Genomic DNA, 16,781 nt, shown 5'->3' with positions numbered 1-16,781 from the left:
TTTGCATATAGATGGGAACATTCTTTGAGAATTCAAGAGAGCAAGCATCTCATGCTATTAGATGCTATCTTGCAATAGCCGGACGGCTATTGCAAGCGGGATTTAATGTGCGTTTTCAACGCGTTTTTGTGCATCCTGATAAATCAGAATTGGTTCGGAGGTGTGTTCAATCACGCCAGCATCCACAATCACTTTGGACAAGTTTTTGAGAGATGGCAGCTCATACATCAGGTCTAGCAAAGCGTGCTCGAGAATCGAACGCAGGCCACGTGCACCGGTTTTACGTTCCAGCGCTTTTTTAGCAATCAGACGCAAGGCAGACTCTTCAAACTCCAGCTCAACGCCTTCCATTTTGAACAGCTTCATGTATTGCTTGGTCAGCGCGTTTTTGGGTTCTACCAGAATCGTCATCAGTGCAGCCTCATCAAGAGACTCAAGTGTCGCCACGACTGGCAGACGACCAATGAACTCAGGAATCAAACCAAACTTGATCAGATCTTCCGGCTCCACTTCACGCAAAACTTCGCCAACCGCGCGCACATCTTCTTTGCTCTTGACTTCGGCACCAAAACCAATACCGCCTTTTTCTGAACGGTGACGAATGACTTTTTCCAGCCCGTCAAAAGCGCCACCGCAGATAAACAGAATGTTAGTGGTATCCAACTGCACAAACTCCTGGTTAGGATGCTTGCGTCCACCTTGTGGCGGCACCGAGGCAATCGTGCCTTCGATCAGTTTCAACAAGGCCTGTTGCACGCCTTCACCAGACACATCACGGGTGATTGACGGGTTATCAGACTTACGGGAAATCTTGTCGACTTCATCAATATAAACAATGCCGCGCTGTGCTTTTTCTACATCGTAATCACACTTTTGCAGCAGTTTCTGCATGATGTTTTCAACATCCTCACCCACATAACCGGCTTCGGTCAGTGTGGTCGCATCCGCCATCACAAAAGGCACATCCAGCAAACGTGCCAAGGTCTGCGCCAGCAATGTTTTGCCAGAGCCGGTTGGTCCAATCAGCAAAATGTTGCTTTTTTGTACCTCAACATCATCTTTGCCAGACTGGTTGCCGTCAGACAAAGGGTTATACCCCAGACGTTTGTAGTGGTTATACACCGCAACAGACAGATTTTTTTTCGCCTGTATCTGGCCAATCACATACTGATCCAAAATAGAGCAGATTTCTTGTGGCGTCGGCAATTTTTTGTCTGCGGACTTGATTTCGTTAAGGCTCTGAATTTCTTCACGAATAATGTCATTGCATAAATCAACGCATTCATCACAAATAAACACAGAGGGGCCTGCAATCAGTTTTTTCACTTCATGCTGACTTTTGCCACAAAACGAGCAATATAACAGCTTCTCGCTGTCAGATTTGTTTGCCATGCTATTCCCCTGCTAGTTACGCGCTGATTAAGCAGCGCTACGTGCGGCAATCACCTGATCTACCAAACCATAAGCTTTGGCAGCGTCAGCACTCATAAAATTGTCACGATCGGTATCGTTGGCAATGGTTTCAATACTTTGGCCAGTGTGATGGGCCATAATGCCATTGAGTTTGTCCTTCAGGTACAAAATCTCTTTGGCATGAATCTCGATATCAGACGCCTGCCCCTGGAAGCCACCCAGCGGCTGGTGAATCATCACGCGTGAATTAGGCAGGCAGAAACGCTTGCCTTTCGCACCAGCGGTCAGCAGGAACGCGCCCATGCTGGCAGCTTGACCGATACACAGCGTGCTGACATCGGGCTTGATGAACTGCATGGTGTCATAGATAGACATCCCCGCAGTGACCGAGCCACCGGGAGAGTTAATGTAGAGAGAAATGTCCTTGTCAGGATTCTCGGCCTCGAGGAACAGCAACTGCGCCACCACCAGATTGGCGGTCATGTCATTGACCGGCCCCACCAGAAAAATGACGCGTTCTTTGAGCAGCCTGGAATAGATGTCATATGAACGCTCTCCTCGGCCACTCTGCTCAATAACCATAGGGATATATCCCAGGCCTTGTGGCTCCATACGTTGTTGCATCATGCCTTCGTTCGCGTTCATATAGTTCATGGTTTAAGCACCTGCCATCATCAATTCATCAAATTTAATTTTTTTGTTTGTTACTTTGGCTTTTTCCAACACCCAGGCAACAACATTTTCTTCGGTTGCCAAGGCCGCTGGCTCATCCAGACGTTTCACATCTGCATAATACCAGTTGACCAGCTCTTCAGGCTTCTCAAAGCTTTGCGCGAAAGTATCTACCATCGCACGTACCTGATCGGCATTGGCCTGCAAGTTGTTGGTGTTGACCAACTCAGTTAAAACCAAACGCAACTTGGCATTGCGCTGTGCCTGCGTTTCAAACACAGAAGGCTCCATTGGCACTTGTGCCGGATCCACACCGCGCTGACGCAGGTTTTGTGCAGCAACCTGCATCAAACGATTAGTCTCGGCCGCAATCACGGCTTTAGGCAATTCAAAGCTGCTCTCATCGACCAAGGCCTGGAAGACAGACTCTTTAACTCGTGCCTTGATACGTTTATCTACTTCTTGCTCAAGGCTTTGCTTGATTTCAGCTTTCATGGTGTCGATGTTGCCATCTTCCACCCCGAGGCTTTTCGCAAACTCAGCATCCACTTCAGGGTAGACTGGCTGCGACACAGAAACAAACTTCACCGCATAAGACACAGTTTTACCTGCCAACTGCGCCGGATTGTGATCTTCCGGATAAGTGATCTCGAATGTTTTTTCGGTACCAGCTTTGCCACCGATCAACGCATCGTCAAATTCTTTCACACGGCCTGGTTCACCGATCACAAGATCAATACCACGGTCACCAGTACTTTCAACCTGCTCACCATCAATAGAAGCGGTCAAAGTAATGTTAATGCGGTCACCCTTTTTCGACATGCGTTTGACCGGCTCATAGCTCACGCGCTGCTTCACCAACACATCCAATGTTTTTTCCACGTCGGCATCTGTCAACTCCAACGCTGGACGCTCAATTTTGACTTTGCTCAGATCGCCCAGTTTCACTTCCGGGAAAATTTCGAAAGTAGCAATGTATTCAAATTCCTCTGCAGCATCCTTAAAGGGGATATGTTCGATATTCGGGAAGCCTGCCACACGCAGCTGATTCTGCTCTACCGCTTCACCAAAGCTGGTTTCTACCGCTTTGGAGTAAACTTCATCGCGTACCTGATTGCCATAGTGCTGGTTGACCAAACCCATGGGCGCTTTGCCCGGACGGAAACCAGCAAACTTGGCGGTACGTGAAATTTGCTGTAAACGTTGTCTGATTTGCCCTTCCAGCGGTGCCAAAGGGACTTTGATTGTCATGCGACGTTCCAAGTTGCTGACTGTTTCAACAGATACTGCTGCCATGCTGAACTTCCTGTAAAAATCGTTATTTAACGATGGGTTATGTAAGTGAGCGCCATTGAATGCGCATTTAATAATGTTTTCACACAACCTGACCACACTCTAAAGGCAGAGGCCGGCGATCAAATGATGAAAAAAGAGCGTAAAAATATAACACAAGTCTGAATTGAAATAAACTTAAAGCCAGTTTAGCGCAACTGCGCACAACACATGGCTAAAGACACTGTACTTTTAAACGACAACCCCATCAAAACGCGAAATACTCACTACATGAATCGAAGATGGGGCTAAGCACTTTAATTGCAAGCCGCCAAGCTTAGCAATGTTTACTCGCCATCTTAAGCAAGCGCAACAATCGTCTCAATCTCAACCAGCACATCGCGCGGCAATTTGGCTACTTGTACCGTGGAGCGTGCCGGGGTATGCGTGCCGAACACTTCGGCATACACCTGATTCATCGCCACAAAATCATCCAGATTCTTGAGAAACACGGTTGTTTTCACAACTTGCTGCAAACTGCCCCCTGCAGCCTCGATAATAGCCTGCAAATTGGATAGTACTTGACGCGTCTGGGTCTCAATATCGCCATCATTGAGCGTGCCATCCGGGCGCAAGGCGATTTGGCCTGAGGTATAAAGCATATTCCCGACGACAACACCTTGTGCGTAAGGCCCGATCGCGGCTGGTGCATTCGCTGTTTGTACAATATTCATTTTTCGTTCCTTTCAGAGCGTCATTCAAAGATGACTCGCTCAAATCACTCCAGATCATTTGCTTAGGCCGCTCTATCATAACCATTGAACGGCCGCCAAAAACAACAAAGGCCTCCGCAAAGGAAGCCTTTAATTTGTATCCTCCCCCATCGGGTGAGGTGGTGCGAAAGGAGAGACTCGAACTCTCACGCCGCGAGGCGCTGGAACCTAAATCCAGTGCGTCTACCAATTTCGCCACTTTCGCATACTGCCATCGTTCGCTGACAATTCGATAGTATACCCTAATTGCATCAGCTTTCACAAACTTGCCGAGTTCAGATTGACAAGCCAGCCGTTCAACTGCAAGATGCCAGATTAATCATCATAAAAACGTTGTTATAGGACAGGATATGCATTCAGCCGAAGAAAACATGCTTAGAGCGGAACTTGAGCTCTTGATGCGAGAGCGTGAAATTTTGCTCAAAATCACCGGGGTGGCTGCCGGACTCATTGCAGAACTCAACACACCGGATTTGCCAATTCGCACGGTGGAAGCCGCTGATTTATTGGCCACGACCATTAATCAGCTGCCAGAAGACCTGTTACAAGACGCGCTGGACGCTGTTCACGCGACCATCGTCAACTAAGTTCTGGTGAAGTGCATGTCTGACATGCGGGCTTGAGATGTGATGCGTCTGCTAGCTTTTGCTTTTCCATGGTTACTGACTGCTTGCGGCACTGCTTTTCAGCCACACCCGATTCCCCAACAAGAAAACATTACCACCATCCATGAAGCGGCACCGGATGAAGATGGCTTCAAGACGTTTGTTCTAAGCAATTCACCCCAGACCGCCTGGCCTATCCAGACCTGGGATTTGGATAGCCTGACCTTATCTGCGCTTTATTTTCATCCAGCCCTTAAAGTTGCAAAATCCGATTACGCGGTTGCGCTCGCCAGCATCACCAGTGCCGGACTCCGGCCGCAAGTCGGCTTGAACAGCCAGTTAGCGCATAGCAACCAGGCCAATGGTGACATCAGCCCCTGGGCTTACAGCCTGCAAGTGAGTATCCCGCTGATTACTGCTAACAAGCGACAAATCAGCATTGAAATCGCGCAATATCAGGCAGACATCGCCAAAATACAGATCGCGGAAACGGCGTGGATGCTCAGGCAGCAATTGAGCGTAGACTTGATTTTGCTGGCAGAGCAGCAAGCCATGCAGGCAAACTTGAGCAAATTGCAAACAGCACAGGATCAATTGCTGGATGCTTACCAGAAACGGCTGGATGTGGGAGTCGCAGGGCAATCTGACGTGCTGCCGATTCGTTTGCAGCGTGACCAGTCAGCCTGGCAGTTGCAGCAAACCAGTGTTCAAATCAAACAGACCGAGCAGAAAATCTTGCATGATGCCGGACTGACCACACAAAACAACCCGCTGTTTAAACTGGCGCCAGTCCAGCTTTCCCAAATTCTCAAGGAGCGCTTTGCGCATGCAGCGGTATATGCCGATGCGACCACCATACAACATTATGCGCTGACCAACCGCATGGACATTCAACGCGGCTTAGCACAATATGCCAAGGCTGAGTCGCAACTGAAACTGGAGATGGCCAAGCGCTACCCCAACCTCTCGCTCAGCCCCGGCATCATGTATGAATATGGCGATAAAATCTGGTCATTGGGATTGAGCACCATGCTGAACCTGCTCAACCGCAATTCGGATTTGTGGGCACAAGCCGAGCAAGTGAGACTGAATGAAGCTGCGCGATTTTATGCCTTACAGCATCAGGTGATTCAATCTTCAGAGCAGGTGCATGTCAAATACCGCGATAGCGCGCATTTGCTGGTCACATTGACACAAACCTATGAACAGCAAATGCAGAGAAAAGCCCAGCTTGCAAAACAGTGGCGGCAAGGGCTGATCGACAAAGTGGAATACTTGCAAGCCGAAATTCAATTTTACAATGCGCAGCAACGGCTCATTTTGCAGCAAGCCAATGTCATGCGGGCATTGCAAGAGATTGAGAACGTAATGCAAACACCCATCGCGCTGTCACAGCGCCCGGTGGTCACCCTAAAACAACAGCAAAAGGCAACAGCCAAATGAATAAAAAAGCGCTGTGGATTATTGTAGTTCAGGTTTTACTGATTGTGGTTCTGATATGGTGCGTTGCCATTGTCGGTCGCGACGAGTATGAATCCGTCCAGAATGACGGAGATGAAACCATTGAAGGCCCCTCAAGAGTAAGCGAGCAAAATGGGTTGCAAGTGGTCAAATTGAATGCAGCCACGCAAAAAAACAGTGGCATCCAGGTGCAGCCTCTGCAAGCCTATCAATATCATGGCAATATCAAGGTGCTGGGTTCGGTGATCTCGATCCAGACACTGGTGGACTACAACAGCCAGTATCAGCTACTCAAGTCACAATTGGCACTGGCTGAAAACATGTTGCCTAACCATCAACTGCAATACCAGCGTTTCAAGCAACTGAACGAAGATGACAAAAACATCTCTGACAAGGCACTTCAAGAGGCGCAGTCAGTGATGATTAGCGACCAGACGCATATCAAAACGACACAAGAGCAACTCCGGGCGCTCACAGACACCATCGTGGCACAATGGGGCAAACCGCTGGCTACCCTCATCACCCAGCAACCTTCGCAAGGCCCGCTCAATGACTTGATCAAGCAAAAAAAAGTACTGGTACAAGTCAGTTTTCCGTTGAATTATGAGGCACCAGCCACCGACTCCGTTGTTTATCTGACCCCAATTCAAGATGAAGTCACCCCCATCCGTGCAGAGTTTGTTTCGCAATCGATCCAAACCGATATCAGCAATATCGGAAAAACCTATTTTTACAGTGCGCCCGCCGATTATTTGCGGGTAGGCATGCGGGTCAATGTGGTTCCGGCCGAGGCCTCGTCAAAATCACTCAAGGGCGTACTGGTGCCTAACCAGGCGATTGCCTGGCACGGGGGCATCGCCTGGATTTACATCAAGACCCAGCCAGATACCTTTTTGCGCAAACCGGTGGCTTCTGACATTGAACTTGAGCACGGCTGGTTCGATACCCATTTAACGCCAGGCACAGAAGTCGTCACCCATGGTGCACAGTTGCTGCTGTCGGAAGAGTTCAAATTTCAGATCAAGAATGAAAATGAAGATTAATCTGCAACTGTTTGAAAAAAATAGAGATTTCAAACCATGATGGCAGCCCTGGTCAGATTTTCCATCCGCTTTTACGGTGTCATCATCGGCCTGGCCCTGCTGGTAGTACTGTATGGTGTTTATAGCCTGCAGCAGAGCGACCTGAATGTTTTTCCAGAGTTTGCGCCAACACAGGTGGTGATTCAAACCGAATCGCCGGGCTTGTCCGCCAGCCTGGTAGAAAAAATGGTGACACAACCGATTGAAAACGTGCTCTCCGGATCGATAGGCATCAAAAGCTTACGTTCGCAGTCGATTCCAGGCTTGTCCATCGTCACCGTCGTTTTCCAGGACAAGTCAGACATATACCGCAATCGGCAAATGGTTGCGGAGCACCTGAACATGCTGGGCAATCTGCTACCTGCAGGCATTATTCCCAAAATGACTCCGCTGACCTCGTCCGCCAGTACCGTTCTCGGGCTGGGTATTACCTCGGAGACGCTGTCGCTGATGGCGCTACGGACCCTGGTCGATTGGCAACTGACTCCGCATTTGATGAGCATACCTGGCGTGGCTGATGTCAATGTCTATGGCGGACAAGTGCGTCAGTTTCAAATCAAGATTGATCCGCGCAAATTGATGCTATACCAGCTGAATGTGCAAGATGTCGTCAATGCAGCCTCCCGCGCAACTGGAGTCAGAGGGGCCGGGTTTATCCAAAATGACAATCAGCGCCTCATTCTGAATACGCAAGGGCAAACCACGACACCACAGCAACTCGCACACATCACCCTGCTCCGCAAACTTGGCCGGACCATTCGCATCAGCGATGTGGCCGAAGTCGCAGAAGGTGCGGCCCCCTCCATTAGCAGTGCGGCGATCAATGGCAAGGTGGGCGTCTATCTGTCGGTGCAAGGGCAATTGGGGGCCAACGTATACGCCCTCACCAAACAGCTGGAGCAAAAACTGGCAGAGATACAGCCCAGCTTGCAACGCGCACAAGCAACCTTGCACACCGGCCTGTTCCGCCCGGCCAACTTTATTGAAACGGCGATTCACAGCCTGCGCTCCGATATCTTGATTGGTTCCATACTGGTCATCGCCGTCTTGTTTGTATTTTTGTTCAACGTGCGTACGGCCGTCATTTCTGCCACCGCCATTCCCTTGTCACTGCTAACCGCCATTGTGGTGCTCTACCAGTGTGGTGCAGGTCTGAATATCATGGTGCTGGGGGGGCTGGCGATTGCACTGGGCGAAGTGGTGGATGACGCCATTATTGATACGGAAAATATTTTCCGCCGCCTGCGCGAAAACCGCCAGCTTGCACAGCCACAACCGCTGTCAACCGTGGTTTTTCAAGCTTCGATGGAGGTGCGCAGTTCGGTGGTCTACGCCACCATGATTGTCGCGCTGGTATTTTTACCGTTGCTGACCTTGACAGGGGTGGCAGGAAAATTGTTCGCGCCATTGGGCTACGCTTATATTTCTGCCATCTTAGCCTCATTATTCGTCGCGCTCACCCTTACCCCAGCACTCTGTTATCTGTTGCTGGCGAAAGCGCCTTTAGATGCGCAAGAATCACCTTTATTACACTGGCTCAAGCACCGTTATGTCGCCCTGCTCCACCGCATTGAACAGCATTATCAGCTCATTCTGCTGAGCAGCTTTGTGTGTATTGCACTCGGCCTGGCCCTGCTGCCTTTATTCAGGAGCCAATTTATTCCCTCCCTGCATGAAGGGCACTACGTACTGCACATGACTACTGTGCCGGGGACTTCAGAGCTGCAGTCACTCAAGCTGGGCAATCAGGTTACTAAAACCCTGCTGGAAATCCCCGGAGTGAAAACGGTCGCCCAATGGGTAGGCCGGGCCCCGAATGCAGCAGATACGTTTGGCACGCACTACAGCGAGTTTGAGGTCGAAACTGGCACCTTGCCCGGCGCTGAGCAGGAGCGTATTTTTCATGCCATCCGAGAGGAGCTGGCTGGCGAATCCACGGACGAAGAGGATGACGGTAAAGTGGAGGTTGGATTTGTCGGCGCCAATTTTGCCATGAATACTTTTTTAACCGAGCGGATTGAAGAAACCATCTCGGGTTACGCCGCTGGCCTGGTGATTAATATTTACGGCCAGGACCTGGATGCCCTGGACAGGGATGCACAAAAAGTCGCCAGTGTATTGGCCGGGATACGCGGCATTCGTGATGTTATGGTGCAATCCCCGCCTGAAACGCCAGAGATTGTGATTCGGCTCAAACAGGAAAAACTGGCATTGTGGGGGTTGCAGCCTATGGACGTCCTGGAGACGGTTAAAGCCTGCTATGAAGGGGTGCCGGTCAACCAGGTTTACATTGGCAATCGAGCGGTCGGTGTCAGCGTGCTGCTCAATGATGCTGCACGCGACGATATTGCCGATATGCGCAACCTGCCCATTTTCAACCCCGAAGGCCAGATGCTCAAGCTGTCTGATGTCGCTTATGTTGCGCAGGAAGGTGGACGGTCAAAAATCCTGCATTCAGGTGCCAAACGCATCCAAACTGTCACCGCCAATATGGCCGGGCGTGACCAGGCATTATTGCTTAAACAGATACAAAGCGCTTTACATGAAAAGATGACACTCAATCCCGGCAACTATCTTGAATTTTCGGGTGAGGCTGAAGCTAACGCGCAATCGCGTCAGGACCTAATTGTTCATTCGCTGGTCGCTGGCATCGCCATTTTTCTCATGCTATACATGGCGTTTGGCCGGCTGCGTAACCTGCTGCTAGCCTTTGCCAATCTTCCTTTTGCCTTGATTGGCGGCGTAGTGGTGACCTTTTTTAGTGGCGGCTGGATCTCGGTAGGCACATTGGTGGGGTTCGTCACCTTGTTTGGCATCACGTTGCGCAACTCCATCATGATGGTATCGCACTTCCAGCATCTGGTGGATCATGAAGGCTGTGAATGGAATCTGGAAACCTGCATTCGTGGCGCCTCAGAACGGCTGCCTTCGGTGCTGATGACCGCATTGGTAACGGCGTTAGGCTTACTCCCGCTCGCCATTGGCAGCGGCGAACCCGGGCGGGAGATTGAAGGCCCGATGGCGACCATTATTGTCGGCGGGCTGGTGTCTTCAACAATTCTTAATTTGCTGATTCTGCCCACGATCATGCTGCATTTTGGCAAGTTTGAGCAGACAGCCCCTCAATAATGCGCCTGGCTAAACCTGCATTACGCAGTTGAAATACTCGTCACGCCACAACGATCAAAATGGCTGGCATCAAAGCCGTGCTCGCACAGCATGTATTGACTCTGATGCACCACCCGGGTTTTAAACCGCGCCAGCTTGAGGAGCGCAGTAACTCCAGTGTCTATCATGCCCATCTCCTGCAATTGCGGCAATGTCAGCGCCTGGTCTAGGCTCAGCAAGCGTTCATCAGACTTCACCAGCAACAACTGGCAAGCATCCAGTTGCAAAGCCAACCACGCGGCCAGGCTATCCGAGGTCACGTCCCAGCTGTGCGGCAGCGGATATTCCGTGGCAAATGCCTGGTTTAATGCCATTTCACTCGGCAACCAGACCAGGCCACGGTGTTGCCAGCCACGCTCGGCAATTTCAAAGGGATTACGCACCAGGGTTAGCGCGGGCATCATTGCTACCAGGCTACGTGCCATTTGATCCATGGCGTAAATTGCCAGCGCATGCGCCTGACTGTCATCGATATGTCCCTCAGGCATCGTCGCCCGCAAACGCTGGAACTCACGTACCGCATCAGCATACACACCGCCCCCGGGGACGATGATCACCTTACCATCCCCCCAGCGCACCACCAGCTTTAGCCATTGCATCAGGCTATCATAGTGGGTCACGCTACCCCCTAGCTTGATCACCCACATCGCATCTTCCTGAACATTAGTTTTTTGCTGACCATTCGTTTTTTGTTTTAAATGCCGCAACCAGCTTGAAGAACTGCGACGCCTTGTCAAAGGTTTCCTGATACTCTTTGGCGCAATCCGAATCAGCGACAATGCCACCGCCGGCAAAAAACGTCATGCGGTCTTGGGCAATGACCGCCGTTCTAATCGCAATATTCGTATCCATACAACCATCAAAGCCAATGTAGCCGATACTGCCGCAATAAATCCCACGCCGATGCGGCTCCAACTCCTCAATAATTTCCATCGCACGCAACTTGGGCGCACCAGTAATAGAGCCGCCAGGGAAGCAACCGCGCAGCAAATCCAGCGCATGAAACCCATTGGCCAGCTGACCACGAACGATGCTGACCAGATGATGCACATTGGTAAATCGCTGCAATTTGAATAACGCTTCGACTTTCACCGACCCAACGGCACACACCTTGCCGATATCGTTGCGCAACAGATCAACAATCATGAGGTTCTCGGCGCGGTCCTTGATACAGCCGGATAACTCCTGGGCAATCGCTGCATCTTGCTCAGCATCGAGGTGACGCGGACGAGTGCCTTTGATCGGACGCGTTTCCACCTGTTGATCCACCACCTGCAAAAAACGCTCAGGCGACATGGAAAGGACCGAAACAGGCAACCCCTCCCCGTCCTCCACTTGCATCAACGCCATAAAAGGCGCACGGCTCAATTGCCGGAAATGATCATACGCCTGACAGGCGTCACCGCGCACCTCCACGGCAAAACGCTGCGCAAGGTTAATCTGATAGCAATCCCCGGCACGGATGTAATCTTTGACGCGTGTAAAGGCCTGAGCATAAGCGGCTTGATCCAGATTGGCCTCTACGTTGCCGACGACTTCAAATGGTACGCTATTGCATTCTGGCGCCACGGATAGCAACCTGGCATGCAGTTGCTCAAGGCCTGCTTGATCCAGATAGCGTAAATGCGAAACCAGCTTGCACTGCCGTGCATGGTGATCCACGATGATCGCCCAGTCATAAATGCCCACCATCATCTCTGGCAACGGCACGTCCTGTTGTGCCATCACTGGAATATTTTCAATACTGCGACCCAAGTCATAGGCAAAATAGCCGAGGGCGCCCCCTGCAAACGGAACCTCAGGGGTACGTTCAACAGGATGGGAGAGCAACCATTGCTGAATGGCTTTGAAAGGATCTTCTTCCGTGCGGGTGCGCTGCTCATCAACCAGCACGTCTGTGTGCGGATGCCGATGAATTATTCTCGCCACAGGGGCAGCCACCACAATATCAAAGCGCGCCCCCAGGCTGATCTCTTCATCCACGGTCGCGACTGCATCTGTTTTCTCAATCTGCCCACTTTCAAGCAACATGGGCCAAGTGAGGTCTCTCACCTGCTTGAACCAATGCATGCCTTCAGCATACGGGAGCGTCAGCGTATTCAATGTCATTGCTGCCATAACCTCGCCACTGCATAGGCCGGAAAACATACCTCTGCATCCTTTTTTAAACTTGCCTCAGCGGCCTCTACCACAGTAGAAGCAGCGTAGTACTTCATCCCCAATTCGTCAGCCAATTGGCTGACCAGAAAACTGCCCGCACCAAGACCCACCAAGGTCTGCGGTCGGTCTTGTCCCTGCGCGATCACTGCCTGAATACTGTGCTTGATTAAGGTGAGCTGCGCTGCTTTAAACGCCTGCGCCAGAGACTGCCAGAGGTTGTCCTCGGCTGATTCGACATCATGCCCAACCATACGAGCGATGCGCCGCATGCTTTCTAACAGCGATTTGCCTTGACCATCCGCCGTGTCTGCCAGGTCATCGCTGGCCGGCAGCTCGCCCAAAATACGGTAGACATCCGCCGTGGTGGCAAAATACTCGGCAGCGATATGGCGCTGTGCACCTTGCCATTCAATAAATGGCCCAAGCGCCATCAGCGGTGTGCGGACGACACCGGTATAACAGAGTCCAGATTGCCGCATACGTTCGGCATCTGTCCAGCCTGAGGGCAAGACCTGTTGCTGCTGACATCGTGTCAGATCGCAAGTCGTACTGCCGATATCAACCACAACCATCGCGGTATCAGGCAAGGCCATGGCAAGACATTGTGCTGAGGCATGCCAATTCATGGAGGCAATCGTTTCCGCTTGGCCTGTCACATTGTCGGTAAAGGTCATGCCTGAACCCTTTGTGGCCTGATAAAATCTGGCGGCTGGCAAATAGCGATGGACCGTTTCCGCAATTGCTTGTACGCCTTGTGCCCGATTTTCAAATAAATCCACCAACTCGCCGGTCATGGTAATGACATGATCGCATTCGTCCGCCGACAATTGCCAGTCATGCAACAGATGCTTAATGGCCTCTTCCAATCGCGGCAGGCCTTTCCATAAAGCGCATGCCTGCTGTGAAACGTTGAGTACCTGCGATTGTGTATCCAGCATCACCGCTTTGACATGCGCACCGCCAATATCCCATCCAATGACAGGTTTAGACCTGGTCATATCCCCCCTCTTGCAATGTGTTCAGCGTGAGTCTTAGCGAGCTGCTAGCCACGTCTGCTTGTAACTGATTGTTTAATACTGCCTGCAGAATGACTCCTGCCGGATTGCTGTTCATTATCCTCGACAATCCAATATACGGAGTGGTTAATCGTGGATTGATTTCAACCAGAACCAAGGCGCCCGCAGCATTCAAAATCATATCCGCCCCCCAATAACCGATCAGGCCCGGGATCGCACGATGCACTTGCTCGGCCAGTCGCTGCATGGCGAGGATCTGATCCGTCGCTTCGTTGACACCAGCCCCGTTAAAAGTAAATTCACCATTGACGATTTCCACCTGCTGGCGATGCGCAGCGATCACTTTTACCTGGTTAGCGGTAGCCACCACTGACATGCTCAAGGCAATGCCTGGCACATAGGGCTGTAGCAAAAACCGCGTCTGACTCAGCAAGGAATTATTGATTAAATTATTTTTAAATTCAATCAGTTCAGAATCTTTTTTAAAGTAATATGTTGCAGTGCAACCCGCGCCATCATCAGGTTTCACTACCCAGCCATGCAACTGCCCCTGAGCATACCAGGACAGCGATTCAAATGTGGTCAGTTCAGCCAACATCACGTGTGGCACCACTGGCACACCGGCCTGGTGACAAAGCTCAGCCATGCATGCCTTGCTGGTGGTGTCGGCAATAGCCTGTGCCGTGCATCCGACCCATGGAATACCCATGTCTTGCACCAGATGACACAACGCTTGCAGAATCCCCTGCGTTTCGGGTGCGATCACCCAACAGGCATCAATGTCCTGCTCAGCGAGTTGCTGTTGCCATACCGAATGCGCATTTTCATGCGCCTGTATGGCAACACTCTGCGCCATTGCAGGCGGCATCACGCGGTAGTCATGGCTAGTGATACAATCCATGCCCAGCGCAGCCAGGTCTGCCAATAGGGCGTCTCGCATCAACAGCCCTTCCTGCAGCAAACTGGCAGGCAAGGCTTCTGCAACCAAGCCGCCGGCGCTGATGTATTCACAAACCCAGATTTTGAAACGAGTGGTATTTTGCATATTATTCCCGTCATCGATTTGATGCATGGCCAGGTGGTCCAGGCCATACAAGGCCAGCGCCAGCACTACCGTCCTATTCAATCGCAACTGACGGAGAGCCATGCCCTGATCGATATCGTGGCAGCTATTTTACAAGTTTATCCGTTTGACTGCCTGTATATTGCAGATTTAAATGCCATCACTGGCCAAGGCACGTTGCCGAACCACCTGTCCTTGATCCAGCAGGCGATGGTCGAGTTCCCGCAATTAGCCTGGTGGATAGACGCAGGTTTTCAAACCGCCGACCAGCTGATTCCTTGGCAATCTGCCCGCATCACCCCTATTCTGGCCAGTGAGTCTATGCAAGATGATCAAACCTATGCACAAATGCGGCAAACGTGCCCAAACAGCCTACTCTCGCTGGACTTTTTCCAAGATGGCTTTCATGGGCCCACCCAACTGCTCTCAGCGCCACAGCAATGGACACACCCCACCATCGTCATGAGCTTGCCCAAGGTCGGGGCAAATCGCGGCCCAGACCATACACAACTGGCCACGCTCAAAGCGCAGCATCCGCAACAAGCTTTATATGCCGCTGGTGGCGTACGTGATGCGCAAGATATTGAAACCTTATCGCAGGCAGGCGCCAGCGGCGTATTGATCGCCAGTGCGCTGCATCAAAAGCAACTCACAGCACATGATTTATCCAAATGGGGCGCATAAAAAAACCGGTCATACGACCGGTTTTTTATAGGCCAAGCCTAAACACTTACTCAAGGTTTGCATGCAATGCGCGCATGCCTTCTTCTGTCAGGCCTTTAGCATGAATCAATTCAGAAATCGCGCCTTCAAGGAATACCAAGGTCGACAGCTCGAACTGACCACCCATAGGCATGCCTTTGACCAGTGGGAAGCTGTCATCCTGACCAATTTGAATCACCAGGTCAGCCACATCTGCCATGGCAGAAGTTTTCTTCATGGAGATAACCACCAGTTTTGCGCCCACTTCTTTGGCTTTTTTCACAAATGGCAGCAACGTCGCTGTACCACCGGAACCAGAAACCAATACCAGCAAGTCACCTTTTTTGATGGCTGGAGTCACCACTTCACCGATCATGTAAACGCTGTAACCGGAGTGTACCAGGCGCATGGCAAAGAAACGTGAGACCAGCAGTGAGCGACCTGCGCCACCAATGAACGTAGAACCTGCCTCATCAACCAACTTGAGCAGCTCAGCTGCTTTTGATTTGTCGGTCACGTCAAGAATGCGTTTCAGGTTGTCCAGAATAAATTGTTGATGATCCATTTTTAAATCCTGTGTAAACATAAAATTGAATAAAAAACCCGACACATTACTGGGTCGGGTTTTTATGATCGCTAATCAATAATTGCTTATTGATGCTTAAATGAATTAAGCGTGAGCGATAGCAGTGATTTCTGCAGCAGCAGCAGCTGGGTCAGCAGCGCCGTAGATAGCAGCACCAGCAACGATGATAGTCGCGCCAGCGTCACGTACTTGAGCAGCTGTAGCAGCTTTAACGCCACCAGCAACAGAGATGTCAACACCCAGGTTCAAACCGGCAACAGCAGCCAGGTCAGCAAATGGAGTTTGACCAGCAGCTTGTTGGTCCAAACCAGTGTGGATACCGATGATGTGTGCACCAGCAGCAGCAACTTCTTTAGTTTTAGCAACTTTGTCTTCAACGCTGATCAGGTCAACTTGAGCTTTTTTGCCGTATTTGTTAGCAGCTTTGATTACGCCTTTGATTGTACCGATGTCGGATACGCCCAAAACTACGCAGATGTCAGCACCAGCTTTGTAGAATGGCTCAGACTCGTACTCACCAGCGTCCATAGTTTTCAGGTCAACCAGGATCTTGTTGTTTGGGAACTTAGCGCGCAGAGTTTCCAGCAATTTGATACCGTTGTGCTTGATGCATGGTGTACCGATTTCCAGAATGTCAACGTGTGGAGCAACTTTTTCTGCCAAAGCGATAGTTGCGTCGAAATCCAATGAGTCTAATGCCATTTGTGTTAATGCCATGTTTTTCTCCAAAAGTTAAAATTTAAATGCTATTGCTAGCGTACTACCAATTCAAGCTGGTCGCCCATAGTAAGCTCGCAGCCAAAATAAG

At 50.8% G+C, this 16,781-nt stretch carries 15 protein-coding genes and 1 tRNA gene; 5 read left to right on the top strand and 11 right to left on the bottom strand.

What is annotated here, in order from left to right:
- Positions 1 to 102: 102 nt before the first annotated feature.
- From clpX to ACT53G_RS06585, 5 genes are all read right to left on the bottom strand, one after another.
- Positions 103 to 1,392, bottom strand: a complete 1,290-nt coding sequence (gene clpX / locus ACT53G_RS06605) for an ATP-dependent Clp protease ATP-binding subunit ClpX (protein ID WP_194747643.1) — start codon at positions 1,390 to 1,392, stop codon at positions 103 to 105.
- Positions 1,393 to 1,419: 27 nt separating this feature from the next.
- Entirely contained in the window at positions 1,420 to 2,067 is a 648-nt protein-coding gene (gene clpP / locus ACT53G_RS06600; protein ID WP_275355305.1) for an ATP-dependent Clp endopeptidase proteolytic subunit ClpP, read from the bottom strand.
- Positions 2,068 to 2,070: 3 nt separating this feature from the next.
- Entirely contained in the window at positions 2,071 to 3,381 is a 1,311-nt protein-coding gene (gene tig / locus ACT53G_RS06595; protein ID WP_194747645.1) for a trigger factor, read from the bottom strand.
- Between the two features lie 335 nt (positions 3,382 to 3,716).
- On the bottom strand, positions 3,717 to 4,091 hold the full coding sequence (locus ACT53G_RS06590; RefSeq protein ID WP_338654183.1) for a RidA family protein: 375 nt from the start codon (positions 4,089 to 4,091) through the stop codon (positions 3,717 to 3,719).
- A 159-nt stretch (positions 4,092 to 4,250) separates the two neighbouring features.
- Positions 4,251 to 4,335 (bottom strand) — tRNA-Leu (locus ACT53G_RS06585).
- Positions 4,336 to 4,480: 145 nt separating this feature from the next.
- Between ACT53G_RS06585 and ACT53G_RS06580 the strand changes: the two genes are divergently transcribed.
- The 4 genes from ACT53G_RS06580 to ACT53G_RS06565 are packed head-to-tail and all read left to right on the top strand — an operon-like array spanning position 4,481 to position 10,407.
- Positions 4,481 to 4,717: a hypothetical protein gene (locus tag ACT53G_RS06580; protein WP_194747649.1), complete on the top strand. Its 237-nt coding sequence runs from the start codon at positions 4,481 to 4,483 to the stop codon at positions 4,715 to 4,717.
- Positions 4,718 to 4,759: 42 nt separating this feature from the next.
- Positions 4,760 to 6,178, top strand: coding sequence for a TolC family protein (locus tag ACT53G_RS06575; RefSeq protein ID WP_476168992.1), 1,419 nt, complete (start codon positions 4,760 to 4,762; stop codon positions 6,176 to 6,178).
- Positions 6,175 to 7,239, top strand: coding sequence for an efflux RND transporter periplasmic adaptor subunit (locus ACT53G_RS06570; protein WP_476168991.1), 1,065 nt, complete (start codon positions 6,175 to 6,177; stop codon positions 7,237 to 7,239). The genes ACT53G_RS06575 and ACT53G_RS06570 overlap by 4 nt, the downstream gene beginning before the upstream one ends.
- 36 nt (positions 7,240 to 7,275) lie before the next feature.
- A complete protein-coding gene (locus tag ACT53G_RS06565) occupies positions 7,276 to 10,407 on the top strand; it encodes an efflux RND transporter permease subunit (RefSeq protein WP_476168990.1) in 3,132 nt (1,043 codons plus the stop codon).
- 20 nt (positions 10,408 to 10,427) lie between these two features.
- Here ACT53G_RS06565 and ACT53G_RS06560 read toward each other — a convergent pair whose 3' ends face one another.
- Genes ACT53G_RS06560 through ACT53G_RS06545 form a run of 4 tightly spaced genes read right to left on the bottom strand, consistent with a single transcriptional unit; the run spans position 10,428 to position 14,667 of the window.
- Positions 10,428 to 11,093: an amino acid kinase family protein gene (locus tag ACT53G_RS06560; RefSeq protein WP_194747655.1), complete on the bottom strand. Its 666-nt coding sequence runs from the start codon at positions 11,091 to 11,093 to the stop codon at positions 10,428 to 10,430.
- Between the two features lie 16 nt (positions 11,094 to 11,109).
- On the bottom strand, positions 11,110 to 12,555 hold the full coding sequence (gene pabB / locus ACT53G_RS06555; protein WP_476169015.1) for an aminodeoxychorismate synthase component I: 1,446 nt from the start codon (positions 12,553 to 12,555) through the stop codon (positions 11,110 to 11,112).
- Positions 12,552 to 13,604 carry a hydantoinase/oxoprolinase family protein gene (locus ACT53G_RS06550; protein WP_476146497.1) on the bottom strand — a complete coding sequence of 351 codons (1,053 nt, stop codon included), beginning with the start codon at positions 13,602 to 13,604 and terminating at the stop codon, positions 12,552 to 12,554. Before ACT53G_RS06550 ends, pabB begins: the two co-directional genes overlap by 4 nt.
- Positions 13,591 to 14,667, bottom strand: a complete 1,077-nt coding sequence (locus ACT53G_RS06545) for an ATP-grasp domain-containing protein (protein WP_313987623.1) — start codon at positions 14,665 to 14,667, stop codon at positions 13,591 to 13,593. The genes ACT53G_RS06550 and ACT53G_RS06545 overlap by 14 nt, the downstream gene beginning before the upstream one ends.
- On the opposite strand from ACT53G_RS06545, the gene ACT53G_RS06540 reads away from it, so the two are divergent.
- Entirely contained in the window at positions 14,662 to 15,369 is a 708-nt protein-coding gene (locus ACT53G_RS06540; protein ID WP_275355324.1) for a HisA/HisF-related TIM barrel protein, read from the top strand. The two genes, ACT53G_RS06545 and ACT53G_RS06540, sit on opposite strands and share 6 nt — an antisense overlap.
- Before the next feature lie 46 nt (positions 15,370 to 15,415).
- On the opposite strand, the gene hxlB is transcribed toward ACT53G_RS06540, so the two are convergent.
- Together hxlB and hxlA are read right to left on the bottom strand one after the other, a co-directional pair.
- Positions 15,416 to 15,952, bottom strand: coding sequence for a 6-phospho-3-hexuloisomerase (hxlB, locus tag ACT53G_RS06535; protein WP_091470596.1), 537 nt, complete (start codon positions 15,950 to 15,952; stop codon positions 15,416 to 15,418).
- 105 nt (positions 15,953 to 16,057) lie between these two features.
- A complete protein-coding gene (hxlA, locus tag ACT53G_RS06530; RefSeq protein WP_194747659.1) occupies positions 16,058 to 16,690 on the bottom strand; it encodes a 3-hexulose-6-phosphate synthase in 633 nt (210 codons plus the stop codon).
- Positions 16,691 to 16,781: the final 91 nt, after the last annotated feature.

The organism is Methylophilus sp. DMC18 (assembly GCF_056314005.1).
Note: the sequence above shows the minus strand (reverse complement) of the source record. Positions and strands in the feature narration are given on the sequence as shown.

Bases quoted from the DNA above. Each gene is read 5' to 3' on its own strand.
- clpX (WP_194747643.1), bottom strand. From the start codon at position 1,392: ATGGCAAACAAATCTGACAGCGAGAAGCTGTTATATTGCTCGTTTTGT.
- clpP (WP_275355305.1), bottom strand. From the start codon at position 2,067: ATGAACTATATGAACGCGAACGAAGGCATGATGCAACAACGTATGGAG.
- tig (WP_194747645.1), bottom strand. From the start codon at position 3,381: ATGGCAGCAGTATCTGTTGAAACAGTCAGCAACTTGGAACGTCGCATG.
- ACT53G_RS06590 (WP_338654183.1), bottom strand. From the start codon at position 4,091: ATGAATATTGTACAAACAGCGAATGCACCAGCCGCGATCGGGCCTTAC.
- ACT53G_RS06580 (WP_194747649.1), top strand. From the start codon at position 4,481: ATGCATTCAGCCGAAGAAAACATGCTTAGAGCGGAACTTGAGCTCTTG.
- ACT53G_RS06575 (WP_476168992.1), top strand. From the start codon at position 4,760: ATGCGTCTGCTAGCTTTTGCTTTTCCATGGTTACTGACTGCTTGCGGC.
- ACT53G_RS06570 (WP_476168991.1), top strand. From the start codon at position 6,175: ATGAATAAAAAAGCGCTGTGGATTATTGTAGTTCAGGTTTTACTGATT.
- ACT53G_RS06565 (WP_476168990.1), top strand. From the start codon at position 7,276: ATGATGGCAGCCCTGGTCAGATTTTCCATCCGCTTTTACGGTGTCATC.
- ACT53G_RS06560 (WP_194747655.1), bottom strand. From the start codon at position 11,093: ATGTGGGTGATCAAGCTAGGGGGTAGCGTGACCCACTATGATAGCCTG.
- pabB (WP_476169015.1), bottom strand. From the start codon at position 12,555: ATGACATTGAATACGCTGACGCTCCCGTATGCTGAAGGCATGCATTGG.
- ACT53G_RS06550 (WP_476146497.1), bottom strand. From the start codon at position 13,604: ATGACCAGGTCTAAACCTGTCATTGGATGGGATATTGGCGGTGCGCAT.
- ACT53G_RS06545 (WP_313987623.1), bottom strand. From the start codon at position 14,667: ATGCAAAATACCACTCGTTTCAAAATCTGGGTTTGTGAATACATCAGC.
- hxlB (WP_091470596.1), bottom strand. From the start codon at position 15,952: ATGGATCATCAACAATTTATTCTGGACAACCTGAAACGCATTCTTGAC.
- hxlA (WP_194747659.1), bottom strand. From the start codon at position 16,690: ATGGCATTAACACAAATGGCATTAGACTCATTGGATTTCGACGCAACT.